General features: G+C 66.5%; 14 protein-coding genes. 8 read left to right on the top strand and 6 right to left on the bottom strand.

The window, feature by feature from the left end; translation table 11 throughout:
* The first annotated feature begins 48 nt into the window (after window positions 1–48).
* From GWK50_RS11035 to GWK50_RS11045, 3 genes are read left to right on the top strand one after another with little or no spacing between them, the layout of a single operon-like run.
* Window positions 49–1,302 carry a multidrug effflux MFS transporter gene (locus GWK50_RS11035; RefSeq protein ID WP_162016555.1) on the top strand — a complete coding sequence of 418 codons (1,254 nt, stop codon included), beginning with the start codon at window positions 49–51 and terminating at the stop codon, window positions 1,300–1,302.
* Complete coding sequence (gene miaA, locus GWK50_RS11040; protein WP_242455356.1) at window positions 1,280–2,287, top strand: tRNA (adenosine(37)-N6)-dimethylallyltransferase MiaA; 1,008 nt, start codon at window positions 1,280–1,282, stop codon at window positions 2,285–2,287. Before GWK50_RS11035 ends, miaA begins: the two co-directional genes overlap by 23 nt.
* The gene (locus GWK50_RS11045; protein WP_162016557.1) at window positions 2,284–2,934 is read left to right on the top strand and encodes an ABC transporter ATP-binding protein; all 651 of its coding nucleotides are present in this window, start codon (window positions 2,284–2,286) and stop codon (window positions 2,932–2,934) included. Before miaA ends, GWK50_RS11045 begins: the two co-directional genes overlap by 4 nt.
* A 25-nt stretch (window positions 2,935–2,959) precedes the next feature.
* Here the strand turns inward: GWK50_RS11045 and GWK50_RS11050 are convergent, their stop codons facing one another.
* Window positions 2,960–3,388: an Hsp20/alpha crystallin family protein gene (locus GWK50_RS11050; protein WP_162016558.1), complete on the bottom strand. Its 429-nt coding sequence runs from the start codon at window positions 3,386–3,388 to the stop codon at window positions 2,960–2,962.
* Between the two features lie 144 nt (window positions 3,389–3,532).
* Between GWK50_RS11050 and GWK50_RS11055 the strand changes: the two genes are divergently transcribed.
* The 5 genes from GWK50_RS11055 to GWK50_RS11075 all read left to right on the top strand — a co-directional run bounded on the left by GWK50_RS11055 (window position 3,533) and on the right by GWK50_RS11075 (window position 10,736).
* Window positions 3,533–6,130, top strand: coding sequence for an ABC transporter permease (locus GWK50_RS11055; RefSeq protein WP_162016559.1), 2,598 nt, complete (start codon window positions 3,533–3,535; stop codon window positions 6,128–6,130).
* Between the two features lie 85 nt (window positions 6,131–6,215).
* A complete protein-coding gene (locus GWK50_RS11060; RefSeq protein WP_162016560.1) occupies window positions 6,216–6,572 on the top strand; it encodes a hypothetical protein in 357 nt (118 codons plus the stop codon).
* A 74-nt stretch (window positions 6,573–6,646) separates the two neighbouring features.
* A complete protein-coding gene (locus GWK50_RS11065) occupies window positions 6,647–7,744 on the top strand; it encodes a PLP-dependent cysteine synthase family protein (protein WP_162016561.1) in 1,098 nt (365 codons plus the stop codon).
* Window positions 7,745–7,751: 7 nt separating this feature from the next.
* Window positions 7,752–8,870 (top strand): carotenoid 1,2-hydratase, encoded by a 1,119-nt coding sequence (locus GWK50_RS11070; protein WP_162016562.1) that lies wholly within the window; start codon window positions 7,752–7,754, stop codon window positions 8,868–8,870.
* A 42-nt stretch (window positions 8,871–8,912) separates the two neighbouring features.
* Window positions 8,913–10,736 carry an ABC transporter transmembrane domain-containing protein gene (locus tag GWK50_RS11075; protein ID WP_162016563.1) on the top strand — a complete coding sequence of 608 codons (1,824 nt, stop codon included), beginning with the start codon at window positions 8,913–8,915 and terminating at the stop codon, window positions 10,734–10,736.
* Between the two features lie 28 nt (window positions 10,737–10,764).
* Here the strand turns inward: GWK50_RS11075 and GWK50_RS11080 are convergent, their stop codons facing one another.
* From GWK50_RS11080 to nuoL, 5 genes are read right to left on the bottom strand one after another with little or no spacing between them, the layout of a single operon-like run.
* Entirely contained in the window at window positions 10,765–11,238 is a 474-nt protein-coding gene (locus tag GWK50_RS11080) for a DUF1178 family protein (protein ID WP_162016564.1), read from the bottom strand.
* A 24-nt stretch (window positions 11,239–11,262) separates the two neighbouring features.
* The gene (locus tag GWK50_RS11085) at window positions 11,263–11,562 is read right to left on the bottom strand and encodes a DUF2818 family protein (RefSeq protein ID WP_162016565.1); all 300 of its coding nucleotides are present in this window, start codon (window positions 11,560–11,562) and stop codon (window positions 11,263–11,265) included.
* Window positions 11,563–11,578: 16 nt separating this feature from the next.
* Entirely contained in the window at window positions 11,579–13,072 is a 1,494-nt protein-coding gene (gene nuoN / locus GWK50_RS11090; RefSeq protein ID WP_162016566.1) for an NADH-quinone oxidoreductase subunit NuoN, read from the bottom strand.
* Window positions 13,073–13,096: 24 nt separating this feature from the next.
* Window positions 13,097–14,572, bottom strand: a complete 1,476-nt coding sequence (locus GWK50_RS11095) for an NADH-quinone oxidoreductase subunit M (RefSeq protein WP_162016567.1) — start codon at window positions 14,570–14,572, stop codon at window positions 13,097–13,099.
* A 13-nt stretch (window positions 14,573–14,585) separates the two neighbouring features.
* Window positions 14,586–16,622 (bottom strand): NADH-quinone oxidoreductase subunit L, encoded by a 2,037-nt coding sequence (gene nuoL / locus GWK50_RS11100; protein WP_162016568.1) that lies wholly within the window; start codon window positions 16,620–16,622, stop codon window positions 14,586–14,588.
* Window positions 16,623–16,638 lie beyond the last annotated feature (16 nt).

Consider the following 16,638-nt stretch of genomic DNA (forward strand, 5'->3'; position numbering starts at 1 on the left):
TTTTTTGCGCCCGGCTTGCGCGCCCGCATCTGGTACGCTCAAACGGATATGTCTGCCCGCTCCGATTCCGCCCCTCCCGCAGCCGCCCCGCCCGTGGCCGTGTCCCAGGGACTGGCCATCGTGGTGCTCGCGCTGCTGCTGTCCATCCAGCCCGTCACCACCGATCTGTACCTGCCCGCCCTGCCCGCGCTCACGCGCGACCTGGGCGCCAGCGTGGCGACGGGGCAGCTCACGCTCAGCGCGCTGCTGCTGGCGTTTGGCTGCTCGCAACTGGTGTGGGGGCCGCTGTCCGACCGCTTTGGCCGCCGCCCAGTGCTGCTGGCGGGGCTGTGCATCTACACCGCTGCGTCCCTCGCCAGCGCCTTCGCGCCGTCCATGGCGCTGCTGATCGCCTGGCGCGCCGCGCAGGGCGCGGCCATGGGCGCGGTGGTGATGTGCGCGCGCGCCATCGTCCGCGACCTGTACACCCCGCTGGCCGGGGCACGCGCCATGTCCAAGGCGCTCACCGGCCTGGGCCTGGTGGCCTGCCTGTGCGCCCCACTGGGCGGGCTGCTGACGGTATGGCTGGGCTGGCGCGCGGCGCTGCTGGCGCTCACCGCCTACGCCGTGGCCACGCTGGCCCTGGTGGCGCTGCGCATGCCCGAGACACTGGCCCGGCCCAACCCGCAGGCCCTGCAGCCCGGCATGCTGCTGCGCACCTGGGGCACCGTGCTTCGCCACCCCACGTTCTGGGCGTTCTCGCTGCTGACCACGGCGGCCTATGGCGGGCTGTTCACCTTCCTGGCGGCGTCCTCATTCGTGTTCATCGAGGTGCTGGGCCTGTCGCGCACGCAATACGGCTGGGTGCTGCTGTCCACCGCGCTGGCGTACTTTGTGGGCACCTTCGTTTGCCGCCGCCTGCTGGCACGCCACGGCCTGCGCCGCACGGTGGCACTGGCAGGTGGCCTGAGCCTGGGCGGCTGCACGTTGATGGCGCTGGTGGCCTGGATGGGCTGGCACCAGCCCTGGGCGTTGCTGGCGCCGTTCTACCTGTTCATGCTGGGGCACGGCATCCACCAGCCCTGTGGGCAGACGGGCGCCGTGGGGCCGTTTCCGCAGGCGGCGGGCGTGGCCTCTGCACTCAATGGTTTCATGATGATGCTGGCCGCCTTTGCCATTGGCGGCTGGGTAGGTACGCACCTGGACGGCACGGTGTGGCCGCTGGTGCATGGGGTGTGGTTCTGGTCCGTGCTGCTGGCCGCCATCGCCTGGACATTGGTACAGAAATTTGGAGAACCGCGTGAGCCGCGTGAACCCCGTTGATGCCCCGCAAGCCCTTGCCCTGGCAGGCCCCACGGCCTCGGGCAAGACCGCTGGGGCCCTGGCCCTGGCCGCCGTGATCGGCAAGCGCATGCCGGTGGAAATCATCAGCGTCGATTCCGCCCTGGTGTACCGGGGCATGGACATCGGCACCGCCAAACCCACAGCGCAGGAACTGGCCTGCGTGCCCCACCACCTGATCGACATCCACGACCCGCTGCAGGCCTACAGCGCCGCCGAGTTCGTGCAGGACGCCACCCGGCTCATTGCCGAGATCCGCGCGCGCGGCGCGCTGCCACTGTTGGTGGGCGGCACCATGCTGTACTTCAAGGCGCTGCTGGACGGCATCGACGACATGCCCGCTGCCGACCCCGCTGTGCGCGCCCAGCTCGAAGCCCAGGCCGCCGAGATCGGCTGGCCCGGCATGCACGCCGAGCTGGCGCGCGTGGACCCGGTCACCGCCGCCCGCCTGGCGCCCGGCGACAGCCAGCGCATCCAGCGCGCGCTGGAGGTGTGGCAGGTGTCGGGCCGCCCGCTGTCGAGCTTTCACACTATCAAAAAAATAGCTGACAGCGCAAGCCCCATAAGCGCTGGAGCCCTTTTTTCCTTGGAGCCCGACAACCGGGCCTGGCTGCATGAGCGCATCGCCCAGCGCTTTGACGCCATGCTGGCCTCGGGCTTTGTGGACGAGGTGCGTACCCTGCGCGCGCGCGGTGACCTGCACGCCGACCTGCCATCGATGCGCTGCGTGGGCTACCGCCAAGTGTGGGAGGAACTGGACTTTCAGGCCACGCGCCCCGAGGGCACACCATTGAACACCGCCCTGCTGCGCGAGCGCGGCATTGCCGCCACGCGGCAACTCGCCAAGCGCCAGATCACCTGGCTGCGCGGCATGCCCCAGCGCCACACCATCGCCTGCGACCGGCCCACCGCTGTGGCCGACCTGGTGCACGCCGTGCTGGCACGGCTGGATGGACGCACACCATGAGCCTGCTGGTGGTGGACGGCCTGGCCAAGCGCTATGGCGAGGCCACGGTGTTCGAGAACGTGCACCTCACCGTTGCGCCGGGTGAATTTGTCGCCATCGTGGGTGATTCGGGCGTGGGCAAGTCCACCCTGCTCAACTGCATGGCGGGGCTGGACCACTGGGATGCCGGGCGCATCGTGCACGGAGGCACCGACCTGGGCTTGCTGGACGACGCCCAACGCGCCCTGTGGCGCCGTGCGCAGGTGGGCTTTGTGTTCCAGGCCTTTCACGTGCTGCCGCACCTGGACGTGGCGCAGAACGTGGCCCTGCCGCTGATGCTGCTGGGCCGCCCCGACGCCGCACGGGTGCAAGCCATGCTGGACGCCGTGGGCCTGCAGGGCCTGGGCCCACGGCTGCCGCAGCAGCTCAGCGGCGGGCAGTTGCAGCGCGTGGCCATCGCCCGCGCCCTGGTGCACCGACCCGGCCTGCTGCTGGCCGACGAGCCCACCGGCAACCTCGACCCCACCACGGCGGCGCGCGCAATGGAGGTGCTGGTGGCGCAGACGCGCGAACAGGGCGCGGCGCTGGTGCTGGTCACCCACTCCGCCAGCGCCGCAGCACGCGCCGACCGGGTGCTGCACCTCACGGCCAGCGGCATCGTCGGCTGACAGGCCGGAGCCGCGGCGCGACAGCTCACTCGATGTTGAGCCGCTGTGAGCTGTTGTTCAACTTCTTGGGCAGGGTGAGTGTGAGGATGCCGTTGTCGTACTTGGCCTTGGCCTGGGCGGCGTCGATGTCGGCGGGCAGCTGGAAGCTGCGGGCCACCGAACCGTAGTAGCGCTCGGAGCGCAGCACCTTCTCGCCCTCGGTCTTCTGGTCGAGCTGGCGCACCTCGGCGCGCAGGCTCACCACATTGCCTTCGACGGACACATGGATGTCTTCCTTGGGCACGCCTGGCACCTCGGCCTGCACGGTGTAGCCGCCCTCGGTTTCCTTCACGTCCACCTTGATCTGCGAGGGCGCAGGCAGGCTGTCGCCATGCAGCGGGCGCACGTAGAAGCCGGGCGCAATGTCCTTGAAAAAGTCATCGAACAGGCTGCCGCGCGATACGAGAGAGTTCATGGTCAAGCTCCTTGTCACTACAGGTTGGGAGGGTTTGCGAAGGGGCCGCTGGTGCAGCGGCTTCTGGTTTCCAGTGTGGGATCGGGGGTGCCTGTTTTCAAGGGCCAACCCCACGGACTGCACAGGGCACATTCCGCCCGCACAATGCGCCCCATGTGGACCTTGCTGCGCACCTTCTCCTGGCAGGAACTGCGCCACCACCCCTGGCGCAGTGCGGCGGCCGTGGTGGCGGTGATGCTGGGCGTTGCGCTGGCGTTTGCCGTGCAGCTCATCAACAGCTCGGCGCTCGATGAATTTGCCCAGGCGGTGCGCAGCGTCAACGGCCAGCCCGACCTGGAGGTGCGCGCCATGCAGGGCGCGCTGGATGAGGCCCTGTACACCCCCTTGGCCACGCACCCCCAGGTGCGCCAGGCCAGCCCGGTGCTGGAGCTCACCGCCATGACGCGCAGCGCCAGCGGCGGCACCGCTACCCCGCTGCGCGTGCTGGGTGCCGACGCCCTGGTGCTGCCCGGCATGGCCCCCGCCCTCATGCCCCGGCCCTGGGATGGCAGCCAGCGGTTTGCGCTGTTCGAGCCCGCCACCGTGTTCCTCAACGCGGCGGCATTCCAGGCGCTGGGCCTGCCCACGCAGGCGGCACAGCCCGCCCCCACACTGGTGCTGCAGGCAGGCAGCCAGAGCCATGTGGTGCGCGTGGCTGGCAGCGTGGCAGCCGGCGGCAGCGCCCTGGCCGTGATGGACCTGGGCGCCGCGCAAGACCTGTTCGGGCGCGGCGGCGCGCTCAGCCGCATCGACCTGCGCCTGCAGCCCGGCACCGACCGCAGCGCCTTCGCGCAGGCGCTGCGCAGCCAGCCCTGGTGGCCCGCCCACGCCATGGCGGTGCAGCCGGGGGATGTCGCCGAGCGCATCAGCCTGCTGTCGCGCGCGTACCGCGTCAACCTCACGGTGCTGGCGCTGGTGGCCTTGTTCACAGGGGCGTTTCTGGTGTTTTCGGTGCTGGCGCTGAGCGTGGCACAGCGCGCGCCGCAGTTTGCGCTGCTGGCGGTGCTGGGTGCCACGCCAGGGCAGCGGCTGGCGCTGGTGCTGCTCGAATCGGGCCTGCTGGGGCTGGCGGGCAGCGTGGCAGGCATCGCCCTGGGCACGCTGCTGGCCCAGGCCGCGCTGCACCTGCTGGGCGGCGACCTGGGCGGAGGCTACTTTGCCGGTGTGCAGCCCGCGCTGCGCTGGAGCACCGCCACCGCCCTGCTGTACGGCAGCCTGGGCCTGGTGGCGGCGCTGGCGGGCGGCTGGTGGCCCGCACGCAACGCGCAAGCCCTGCCCCCAGCGCAAACCCTCAAGGGCCTGGGCCAGGCGGCCAGCGCCCCCAACCGGGCCACCGCTGGCCTGGCGCTGCTGGCCGCCGCTGCACTGCTGGCACTGGCCCCACCGATTGCGGGCGTGCCGATAGCAGCCTATGTGTCGGTGGGGCTGCTGCTGGTGGGTGGCATGGCGCTGCTGCCCTGGGCCGTGGCCCTGCTGCTGCGCTTGTTGCACCCGTTGGCGGCATCCCGCGCCTTGCCCCTGCTGGCACTGGAACGCGCGCGGCGCATGCGCGGCAGCGCCGCCATCGCCATTGGCGGCGTGGTGGCCAGCCTGAGCCTGGCCGTGGCGCTCACCGTGATGGTGGCCAGCTTTCGCGGCTCGGTCATGCAATGGCTGGATGCCGTGCTGCCCGCGCCGCTGTACCTGCGCTCGTCGCTACAAGCTGCCGGGGGCGATGCCGCCCTGCTGCCCGCCACACTGGCGCAAGACGTCGCCCGCCTGAGCGGCGTGCAGCGTGTGGAGCCCCTGCGCGCCAGCCCGGTGCAACTGGATCCGGCACGCCCCGCCCTCACGCTGCTGGCCCGCCCCCTGGGCAGCGACCCCGCCCAGCGCCTGCCGCTGGTGGACGCCGCGCTCCCCGTACCGCCGGGGCGCATGGGCATCTATATCAGCGAGGCGGTGGTGGATTTGTACGGCCTGCAGCCTGGCATGGACTGGCCTGCACTTTCAAGGTCTTTTAGGGCTCCAGGGCAAGATGGGCAAGCGCAAGACGCTCTCTTTTTCATAGCAGGCGTGTGGCGCGACTATGCCCGCCAAAGCGGCGCCGTGGCCCTGGACCTGGCCGACTACGAGCGCCTGACCGGCGACGCCCGCCCCAGCGACCTGGCTCTGTGGCCCCAGCCGGGCGCCGACAGCGCCACGCTGCGCCAGGCCATCGAGGCGCTGTTGCCACCCGGCACGGCGGACGGCGCGCCCCGGCTGGAGCTGGTGTCGGCCGACGCCATCCGCGCCCGCTCGCTGCGCATCTTCGACCGCAGCTTCGCCGTCACCTACTGGTTGCAGGCTGTGGCCATTGGCATAGGCCTCTTCGGCGTGGCGGCCAGCTTTGGCGCACAGGTGCTGGCGCGGCGCAAGGAATTCGGCCTGCTCGCCCACCTGGGCCTCACGCGCCGCCAGATTCTGGCCGTGGTCGCTGGCGAAGGCGCCGCCTGGACAGGAGTGGGCGCCGCCGCCGGCCTGCTGCTGGGCCTGGCCGTATCGGTGGTGCTGGTGCATGTGGTCAACCCACAGAGCTTTCACTGGACCATGGATATGCGGGTACCGCTGGGGCGGCTGCTGGCGCTGTGCGCTGCCGTGGTGCTGGCGGGCACGGTGACGGCCTGGGTGGCCGGGCGGGCGGCTGCGGGGCGGGATGCGGTGTTGGCGGTGAAGGAGGATTGGTAGGTCCAGACTGCCGGGGTCTTTCCGATTGACTGCTATTGACCAACCGGATAGCGTCCAACATTCATCAACAAAGAAAGGGTCAGCGATGTACCTCCACCGTGCTCTCCTCTGTGCTGCACTGCTCGCGAGCAGCAGCTACGCTGCAGATACTTCTGTGTCCAAGGATGAATTCGAAAAGATCATTGCTGCTCCCTTCAAGGTCACCAACATCAAGAGTGGCCTGGTTGTTGAAATCCATTTGAAGGCTGACGGTTACGCCACTGCCAGTCAAGGCTACAACGACGTCGGTCCCTGGCGCCGCCAAGGCGATGCCGGGTACTGCGTGCGTTGGAACAAACGCAGGCTGGACGATCGCTGTGTCAGCTTTGTCAAGCAGGATGGCAAATACGCCGTCACAGAACCCAATGGCGAAGTTGCCTGGTGGCTGGAAAGCGCTCAGTAACGGCACCCACCACTCCATCCAGTCGCCGATCCGTGGTGGGTCAAGGACTGCGACGGGCTGCGACAATCTGGCGCATGAAGCATCAGCCCCTCGCACCCTTTGCCCCATCTTCGGATGCGTGCACTTCTTCCCATTGGCTCCACGAAGCCATCGCCCGCATCGAAGCCGATTACCAACGCAGCGCCGATACCCACCTGATCCCGCTGCGCCTGCCCGCCTTTGAGCACAGCGGCATCGACCTGTACCTCAAGGACGAATCCACCCACCCCACGGGCAGCCTCAAGCACCGGCTGGCGCGCTCGCTGTTCCTCTATGCGCTGTGCAACGGCTGGGTGCGCGAGGGCTCGACCATCGTCGAGGCATCAAGCGGCTCCACGGCAGTGAGCGAGGCCTATTTCGCGCGCCTGCTGGGCCTGCCGTTCGTGGCGGTGATGCCGCGCAGCACCTCGCCCGAGAAGGTGGCGCAGATCGAGTTCCACGGCGGGCGCTGCCATTTCGTGGACAGCGCGGGCGCGGTGTACGACGCCGCCCGAGAAGTGGCTGCGCAGACCGGCGGGCACTACATGGACCAGTTCACCTACGCTGAGCGCGCCACCGACTGGCGTGGCAACAACAACATTGCCGAGAGCATGTTCACGCAAATGCAGCGCGAGCGGCACCCCGTGCCGCGCTGGATTGTGGTGGGCGCGGGCACGGGGGGCACCAGCGCCACCATAGGTCGCTATGTGCGCTACCAGCGCCACGCCACGCAGGTGTGCGTGGCCGACCCGGCGGGCTCGGTGTTCAGCGCCTACCACCGCACGGGCGACGCCACGCTCACGGCGCCGGGTTCGCGCATCGAGGGCATTGGCCGCCCGCGCGTGGAGCCGAGCTTCATCCGCACGCTGGTGGACCGCATGGTCGAGGTGCCCGACGTGGAGTCGGTGGCCGCCATGCGCGCGCTGTCGCAACTGCTGGGGCGGCGCGTGGGGCCGTCCACGGGTACCAACTTTGTCGCCATGCTGGCGCTGGCGCACGAGATGCGCGCGCGCGGCGAGCGGGGCTCCATCCTGTCGCTGCTGTGTGATGCGGGCGAGCGCTACCTGCCCACCTACTGCGACGCGGGCTGGGTGGAGCGCAGTTTTGGCGACTGCACGGCGGCGCAGCAGAAGATCGACGCCTTGCTGACCTGAACCTGCCATGCCCCCCACCCTGCCCCCCACCCTGCCCACCACGCCGCCCAGCCTGCGCCGCAGGACGCTGGCCCTGGGCTTGGGTGCGCTGGGGCTGTGGCCCGGCGCTGCGCCGGGCTTGAGCGCGCGACGGCTGGAGTTCCCGCGCGACCATGGCAGCCACCCCGAGTTGCGTACCGAGTGGTGGTACATGACCGGGCACGCCCAGACGGCGGGGCGGCTGTGGGGGTTTCAGGTCACGTTTTTTCGCTCGCGGGTGGATGGCACGCAGGGCCTGCGCTCGGCATTTGCGGCCAAGCAGTTGCTGTTTGCGCACGCGGCCATCACCGATGTGACCCATGCCAAGCTGCACCACGACCAGCGCATTGCCCGCGCCTGGCCGGGCCTGGCCGAAGCCAGCGAGGCCGATACCGGGCTGCGGCTGCAAGGCTGGTCGCTCACCCGCAGCGCACTGGGCCAGGGCAGCCGTTACACGGCAAGGGTAGAGGGCGACACGCTGGGCCTGCACCTGGACTGCGACACCACCCAGCCTGTGTTGTTGCAGGGCCGCGAGGGCCTCTCGCGCAAGGGCCCCGAGGCAGTGCAGGCCAGCCACTACTACAGCCAGCCCCAATTGGCCGTGCAGGGCGAGTTGGTGCTGGGCGGCCAGCGCTGGCGCATTGCCCCCGGCCAGGGCCGCGCCTGGCTGGACCACGAATGGAGCGAGGCCCTGATGCACCCCCAGGCCGTGGGCTGGGACTGGATCGGCATGAACCTGCACGACGGCGCGGCGCTCACGGCGTTTCGGCTGCGCCGGGCCGATGGATCGGCGCTGTGGGCGGGCGGCTCCTGGCGGCCTGGTGGGGGTGCGGTGCAGGTGTTTGACGAAGGCAGCGTGGCCTTCACCGCGGTGCGGCACTGGACCAGCCCGCACAGCGGCGCCCGCTACCCGGTGCAATGGAGGGTGGAGACGCCCGCCGGACGCTTTGAGGTGCGCGCGCTGGTGGACGACCAGGAGCTGGACAGCAGTGCATCGACGGGCGCCATTTATTGGGAGGGCCTGTCGGATCTGCACGACGCCTCGGGCCAGTCGGTGGGTCGGGGGTACCTGGAGATGACGGGCTACGCCCGCGCATTGCGGTTGTAGGAAGCCTGCACCGACGGCCCGAGCGGCCTACACTGGAAGGCTATGTCGTCTTCTCCGAACCCACGCGAGCTGCAGGGCAAGGCCCGCTCGCTCAGCGGCCTGCTGCCCTTTTTGCGCCCCTACCGCACGCGCATGCTGCTGGCCTTGGCTTTTTTGCTGCTGGCAGCGGCGGCCACGCTGGCGTTTCCGCTGGCGCTGCGCACCCTGATCGACGGCAGCCTGGCCGCCAGCGACCGGGGCGCCCAGGCCATGGCCTTGCGCGGTAACTTTGGTCTGCTGTTTGCCGTGGCCGTGGCCTTGGGGCTGTTCACCTCGGTGCGCTTTTACCTGGTGAGCTGGCTGGGAGAGCGCGTGACCGCCGATCTGCGCAACGCCGTGTACGCCCATGTGCTGCGCCAGAGTCCTCAGTTTTTCGAGACCACGCAGACGGGCGAGGTGCTTTCACGCCTGACCACCGACACCACGCTGGTGCAGACGGTGGTGGGCTCGTCACTGTCCATGGGCCTGCGCAATGCGGTGGTGGGTGGCGGGGCCGTCATCATGCTGGTGTGGACCAATCCACGCGTGATGGGCATAGTCATGCTCATGCTGGTGGCGGTGGTATTGCCCGCGCTGTGGATTGGCAGGCGGGTGCGCAAGCTCTCGCGGGCCAGCCAGGACCGGGTGGCCGACTCCAGCGCCATTGCGGGCGAAATCCTGAATGCCACCCCGGTGGTGCAAAGCTACACCGCCGAGGACCGCGAAGCGCAGCGCTTCACCCAGGCCACACAACATGCCTTTGACACGGCGGAACGGCGCTCACGCACCCGCGCGATGCTGGTGGCGTTCATCATCATTGCCAATGCGGGGCTGCTGCTGTGGGGCCTGTACCGTGGCACCCAGGCGGTGCTGGCGGACCAGATGAGCGCGGGCCACCTGGGGCAAACGGTGGTGTACGTGATGCTGCTGGCCGGTGCCGCCGCCGTGCTGGGAGAGGTGTATGGCGACCTGCTGCGCGCCGCAGGGGCCACCGAGCGGCTCATGGAACTGCTGGCCACCCAGTCGCCCGTGCACGAACCGTCCCAGCCGCTGGCCTTGCCCGACACCGGGCGGGGGCTGGCGGTGCGGTTTGAGCATGTGGATTTCCACTACCCCTCACGCCCCACGCAGGCAGCGCTGCAGGGCTTCGATCTGGAACTGCAGCCCGGCGAAACCGTGGCCCTGGTGGGCGCCAGCGGGGCGGGCAAGACGACGGTGTTCCAGTTGCTGCAGCGCTTTTACGATGTCGATGCTGTACCGCCCCAAGCGCCCGAGGGCAGTGGCCGCATCTGCGTTGAGGGCATTGATCTGCGCCACCTCTCTCTGCAGGCGCTGCGTAGCCGCATCGGCACGGTGCCCCAGGACCCGGTGATCTTTTCAGCCAGTGCCATGGACAACATCCGTTACGGCCGCCCGGACGCGAGCGACGACGAGGTGGTGGCCGCAACACGTGCGGCGTTTGCACACGACTTTCTCAGCGCGCTGCCCGACGGCTACAACACCTTTCTGGGCGAGCGCGGCGTGCGCCTGTCGGGCGGCCAGCGCCAGCGCATCGCCATTGCACGGGCATTGCTCAAGAACCCGCCATTGCTCTTGCTGGACGAGGCCACCAGCGCACTGGACGCCGAGAGCGAGCGCATGGTGCAGGCGGCGCTCGACAGCGCGCTGCACAGCCACAAGGGCCAGCGCACGACGCTGGTCATTGCGCACCGCCTGTCCACCGTGCAGAACGCCGACCGGATCGTGGTGATGGAGCACGGCCGGATCGTCGAACAAGGCACCCATGCCGAACTGCTGGCGCGCGGTGGAGTGTATGCGCGCCTGGCGGCGCTGCAGTTTGCGGCTTGAAAGGCCCCAGGGGCTGCTCGCCGCCCGCTCAGTGCAGCGTGTCGGTCGCCGTGGCAGGCAGCGCCAGCACGGGGATGCCCTCTTCCAGCAACTCCAGGGTCTGGGCCGGGCTGGCCTGGCCACGGATGGGCCGTTCGGGGCTGTCGCCACGGTGGATGCTGCGCGCTTCCTGGGCAAAGCGCTCGCCCACGTCCTCTGACTTCGCAACGACCTGGCGTGCCCATTGCAGCCAAGCAGCCTGCACGCTGGCAGGCAGCCCGTCGGGCACATCGGAGGCATGGGGGGCTGGGGCGGACTCTTGCGGTGTCACACCGGTGGGAGGACGCTCCTGCATCGCACTGCGCTGGATGCGGGGCGCACTCAAGGTCTTGCGGATCTGGCCATCCCCACAGACGGGGCACTGGAGCAAGCCGCGCACCAACTGCCCCTGAAAATCCTCTTCGTTGGCAAACCAGCCTTCAAAGGCATGGTCATGCGCACAACGCAAGTCCAGCACTTTCATGGGTGTGTTGCCCCAAAGATGCGATCAGCGCCTGCGAAGCAGGTAGCGGTACACGAAACCGGGAAATGCCAGCGTCAGGAAGAGTGCCGCCGTGATGGCAAAGAACTCCCAGCCCTGAGGGGCCACCTGCCCCACCCGTCCTTCCAGGACATAGGCCAGCCCGCCCACCGCGAAGTACAAGACCAGCAACTCGGCCAAACGCAGCCACAGTGGCTTGCCGGACACGCGCACCGGGCCCAAGGCCAGGACGCGCTGATTGAAGAAAGGCAGATTGGCGGCCACGCAGGCCGCCACGATCACAATCCAGATGAAGCTGTCTTGCATCTTCTGGCGGGCAAGCTCAGGAAGCCAGCGAACGCATGATGGCGTCTGCGCACAGCGACATCAGACCACCAGGCAAGATGCCCAGAATGAGCACCAGCGCACCGTTGAGCGTGAGAACCATCCGCACGTCCAGCGGCGCAGACACAGTGGTGGCGGTCAGTGGCTCATCAAAGTACATGACCTTGACCACACGCAGATAGTAGAAGGCGCCAATCAAGGACATCAGTACGGCAAACACGGCCATGGCGATATATGCCGTCTGGCCCGAGGCCAGCAGGGCCTGCAGGACCGCCAGCTTGGCATAGAAGCCCACCAGGGGCGGGATGCCGGCCAGCGAGAACAGGCACACCGCCAGCACGCCGGCATACAGCGGGCTGCGCCGGTTCAGGCCAGCCATGTCGGCAATCTCCTCGCTCTCGAAGCCCTCGCGCGCCAGCAACAGGATCACGCCGAAGGTGGCCAGCGTCGTCAGCACATAGGTGACGATGTAGAACATCGACGCGGCATAGGCGGCTTCAGCCGTGGAAGCGTCCACGTGCCCACTGACGACACCCGACATCAGGCCCAGCAGCACGAAACCCATTTGTGCAATGGTGGAGTAGGCCAGCATGCGCTTGAGATTGGTCTGTGCGATGGCCGCCAGGTTGCCCACCAGCAACGATCCAATGGCCAGCACCGCAAGCATCTGTTGCCAATCCCGGGCCAGCGGCAGCAGGCCATCGACCAACAGACGAATCACGATGGCAAAGGCGGCGAACTTGGGCGCACCAGCAATCATCAGCGTAACGGCCGTGGGGGCGCCCTGGTACACGTCAGGTACCCACATATGGAACGGCACTGCACCCAGCTTGAACGCAAGCCCGGCCACGATGAAGACCACGCCAAACACCAGCACCTGGTGACGCAGCTGGCCAGAATCGATGGCCTTGAAGACTTCGCCGATATCCAGCGAACCCGTCGCACCGTACAACATGGACAGGCCATACAGCAGGAAGCCGCTGGCCATGGCACCCAGCACAAAGTACTTCATGGCAGCCTCGGTGGCCACGGCATTGTCTCGGCGCATGCCCACCAGCGCATAGCCGGAGAGCGTGAGCAGCTCCAGACCCAGGTAAATAATCAGGAAGTTGTTGCCACCGATCATGATGAACATGCCCAGCAGCGAGAACATGGCCAGCACAAACATCTCGCCACCGCGCAGCATGCTGCGATCGGCGGCATAGGGGCGGCTGTACACCAGGGTCACCATCATGGCCACCGTGGCAAAGCACTTGAGCCAGTTGCCCATGGCATCGCTCACCACCATGTTGCCAAAGCCGTAGAAGGTGTTGCCACTGCTGGCATACACGCCCTGCAGCACGGCCACCACCGCCAGTGTGAGCATGCTCAGCACGTAGGTTGCCGTACGCTGCGGGCTCTTCACGCCCAGGTCCACCAGCGCGATCACGCAGGTCATGACCAGCAGAACGATCTCCGGGTAAATCGCCAGCCAACTGATGTTGTCAATCATCTCGGGTCTCTCTGTTCGGTCAGGTCAGTTCAGCTTGCTCAAGGCCACATGGCGCAGCAGTTCAGCCACGGATGCATCCATCACGTCCGTGAACGGGCGTGGGTACAGGCCCATGTACAGCACGGCAATGGCGAGCAGCGCCATGACGAAGAATTCACGGCTGCCGATGTCGAGCAAGGCTCGGACGTTGGCGTTGCTCACCGGGCCCAGGTACACGCGCTTGAACATCCACAGGCTGTAGGCAGCGCCCCAGATCAAGGCCGTGGCAGCGAGCAGGCCCACCCAGAAGTTGGCCTGCACGGCACCCAGGATCACCATCCACTCGCCCACGAAACCGGCCGTTCCCGGCAGGCCGCAGTTGGCCATGGTGAACAACAACACGTAGGCAGAGAACTTGGGCATGGTGTTGACCACGCCACCGTAGGCAGCAATGTCACGCGAATGCACGCGGTCGTAGAGCACGCCGATGGAAAGGAACATGGCCGCCGAGACAAAGCCGTGCGCAATCATCTGCACGATGCCGCCGGACACACCCAGGCCGTTGAAGATGAAGAAGCCCAGCGTCACAAAACCCATGTGCGCCACCGACGAGTAGGCCACCAGCTTCTTCATGTCCTTCTGGACCATGGCGACCAGGCCCACGTAGATCACGGCGATGAGCGACAGGGCAATCATCAGCCATGCCCATTCACGCGAGGCGTCGGGTGCAATGGGCAGCGAGAAGCGCAGGAAGCCGTAGGCACCCAGCTTCAGCATGATGGCCGCCAGCACCGCAGAACCACCTGTGGGCGCTTCGACGTGCACGTCGGGCAGCCACGTGTGCACAGGCCACATGGGCACCTTGACGGCAAAGGCCGCAAAGAAGGCAAAGAACAGCAGCGTTTGCGCCGTGCGGCTCAGTGGCAGTTGGTGCCAGGTGGCAATGTCGAAACTGCCGCTGGACTGGTTGTACAGGTAGATCAACGCCACCAGCATGAGCAGCGAGCCCAGCAAGGTGTAGAGGAAGAACTTGAAGGCGGCATAGATCTTGTTCGGCCCCCCCCAGATACCGATGATCAGGTACATGGGGATCAGGGTGGCCTCGAAGAACACGTAGAACAGCATGCCGTCGAGGGATGCGAACACACCGATCATCAGCCCCGACAGGATCAGGAAGGCGCCCATGTACTGGTACACGCGCTCGGTGATGGATTCCCATGACGCAATCACCACGATCACCGTGATAAATGCCGTGAGCGGCACGAACCAGAACGAGATGCCATCCACACCAAGGTGGTAGTGGATATTGAAGCCCTCAATCCACACGGCCTTCTCGACGAACTGCATCGCCGCAGTGCCCAGCTTGAAGCCTTCATATAGCGGCAAGGTCACAGCAAACCCGATCAGAGCACCGATCAGGGCCAGCCAGCGGACAGCGCCCGCATGCTTGTCACTGCCAAAGGCCAGCAACAGCGCACCGAACGCGATAGGCGTCCAGATAGCAAGACTCAACAAACCCATTTTTGTTGTTCTCCTACTTGTTGAGCAAGACGAAGTACGTCATGAGCACGAAGATGCCCAGGATCATCACCAGCGCGTAGTGGAAGACGTAGCCCGTCTGCACCTTGCGCACCAGACCGGCAACCCAGCCCACGATCTTCCAGGAACCATTGACCAGCGTGCCGTCGATCACGGCCTGGTCGCCACCCTTCCAGAGCCCCACGCCCAGCGCACGGGCACCACGGGCAATCACGTTCTCGTTGAACCAGTCCATGTAGTACTTGTTTTCAAGCAACGTGTGCAGCGGCTGGAACATGCGCTGGATAGCCGCAGGTAACGCTGGATTGACCATGTACATGTAGTACGAAGCAGCCACACCCGCGACCGCAAGCCAGAAAGGCAGCGTCTGCAGACCATGCAAGGCCATGGCCACCGGACCGTGGAAGATTTCTGCCAACTTGGCCATGGCCGGATGCCGCACCGCATCAACAAAGATCACGTCCTTGAAGAAATCACCAAACAGCATGGGCTGGATGGTCATGTAGCCGATCACGACCGAGGGAATGGCCAACAGGACCAGTGGCACTGTCACCACCCAGGGCGACTCATGCGGAGCATGGTGGTCATCATGGCCGTGGTGGCCATGGTCGTCATGGTGGTGCGCATCGGGGTTCTGGTCATAGCGCTCCTTGCCATGGAAGACCAGGAAGTACATGCGGAACGAATAGAAGGCGGTGATGAACACACCTGCCAGCACCGCAAAGTGCGCAAACCCGGCCGCCGGCAACTGGCTGAAATGCACAGCCTCGATGATGCTGTCCTTGGAGTAAAAGCCCGAGAACAGCGGCGTACCGATCAGGGCCAGCGAACCCAGCAGCGAGGTGATCCAGGTGATGGGCATGTATTTGCGCACCCCACCCATCCAACGGATGTCCTGGTTGTGGTGCATGCCCATGATCACCGAGCCAGCGCCCAGGAACAACAGCGCCTTGAAGAACGCGTGGGTCATCAGGTGGAACACTGCCACCGAGTAGGCCGACGCACCCAGAGCCACCGTCATGTAACCCAGCTGCGAGAGCGTGGAGTACGCCACCACGCGCTTGATGTCGTTCTGGATGATGCCCAGAAAGCCCATGAACAACGCGGTGATGGAACCAATGACCAGGATGAAGTTCAGAGCAGCATCCGACAGCTCAAACAGCGGCGACATGCGCGCCACCATGAAGATGCCGGCCGTCACCATGGTGGCGGCGTGGATCAGCGCGGAAATGGGCGTGGGGCCTTCCATCGAATCGGGCAGCCAGACATGCAGCGGGAACTGCGCCGACTTGCCCATGGCGCCGATGAACAGGCAGATGCAGATCACGGTGATGAGCATGACGTCCTGGCCCATCACGTACCAGGGGAACTCGATCGCCCCCAACTGCGTGGCCTTGGCAAAGACCTCGCCGTAGTTCAGCGTGCCAGTGTAGGCGGCAATCAAGCCGATGCCCAGGATGAAGCCGAAGTCACCCACACGGTTGACCAGAAAGGCCTTCATGTTGGCGAAGATGGCCGTGGGCTTGTTGAACCAGAAGCCGATCAGCAAATAGGACACCAGGCCCACTGCCTCCCAACCGAAGAACAACTGCAGCAGGTTGTTGCTCATGACGAGCATGAGCATGGAGAAGGTGAACAGAGAGATGTAGGCAAAGAAGCGGTTGTAGCCTTCGTCCTCTTCCATGTAGCCGATGGTGTAGATGTGCACCATGAGCGACACGAAGGTGACCACGCACATCATCATGGCGGTAAGGCTGTCGATCAAAAAGCCCACCTCCATCTTGAGTCCGCCGACCACCATCCAGGTGTAGATGGTCTCGTTGAAACGCGCGCCATCCACGGCGACGCTCTTGAGCGTCATTGCCGACAGGATGAAGGCGACCAGCACCCCGAGGATGGTAAGACTGTGGCTCAGGCGGCGACCGATCCAGTTGCCGCCGAAGGTCGTGCCGAAGATGCCCGCCAGCGCGGCGCCCACCAGTGGCGCGAGCGGAACGGCCAGGAGCGTTGAAGCAGAAAGGGTTTGACTCATTGTGGAGAACCTTGGC

Origin of the sequence: Acidovorax sp. 210-6, assembly GCF_010020825.1 — a bacterium.
GTDB lineage: Bacteria > Pseudomonadota > Gammaproteobacteria > Burkholderiales > Burkholderiaceae_C > Simplicispira > Simplicispira sedimenti.

Coding starts and splice junctions, on each gene's coding strand:
- GWK50_RS11095 (WP_162016567.1), bottom strand. CDS start 14,572: ATGGGTTTGTTGAGTCTTGCTATCTGGACGCCTATCGCGTTCGGTGCG.
- GWK50_RS11050 (WP_162016558.1), bottom strand. CDS start 3,388: ATGAACTCTCTCGTATCGCGCGGCAGCCTGTTCGATGACTTTTTCAAG.
- nuoL (WP_162016568.1), bottom strand. CDS start 16,622: ATGAGTCAAACCCTTTCTGCTTCAACGCTCCTGGCCGTTCCGCTCGCG.
- GWK50_RS11055 (WP_162016559.1), top strand. CDS start 3,533: ATGCGCCCCATGTGGACCTTGCTGCGCACCTTCTCCTGGCAGGAACTG.
- GWK50_RS11035 (WP_162016555.1), top strand. CDS start 49: ATGTCTGCCCGCTCCGATTCCGCCCCTCCCGCAGCCGCCCCGCCCGTG.
- GWK50_RS11085 (WP_162016565.1), bottom strand. CDS start 11,562: ATGCAAGACAGCTTCATCTGGATTGTGATCGTGGCGGCCTGCGTGGCC.
- GWK50_RS11075 (WP_162016563.1), top strand. CDS start 8,913: ATGTCGTCTTCTCCGAACCCACGCGAGCTGCAGGGCAAGGCCCGCTCG.
- nuoN (WP_162016566.1), bottom strand. CDS start 13,072: ATGATTGACAACATCAGTTGGCTGGCGATTTACCCGGAGATCGTTCTG.
- GWK50_RS11060 (WP_162016560.1), top strand. CDS start 6,216: ATGTACCTCCACCGTGCTCTCCTCTGTGCTGCACTGCTCGCGAGCAGC.
- GWK50_RS11080 (WP_162016564.1), bottom strand. CDS start 11,238: ATGAAAGTGCTGGACTTGCGTTGTGCGCATGACCATGCCTTTGAAGGC.
- GWK50_RS11065 (WP_162016561.1), top strand. CDS start 6,647: ATGAAGCATCAGCCCCTCGCACCCTTTGCCCCATCTTCGGATGCGTGC.
- GWK50_RS11070 (WP_162016562.1), top strand. CDS start 7,752: ATGCCCCCCACCCTGCCCCCCACCCTGCCCACCACGCCGCCCAGCCTG.
- GWK50_RS11045 (WP_162016557.1), top strand. CDS start 2,284: ATGAGCCTGCTGGTGGTGGACGGCCTGGCCAAGCGCTATGGCGAGGCC.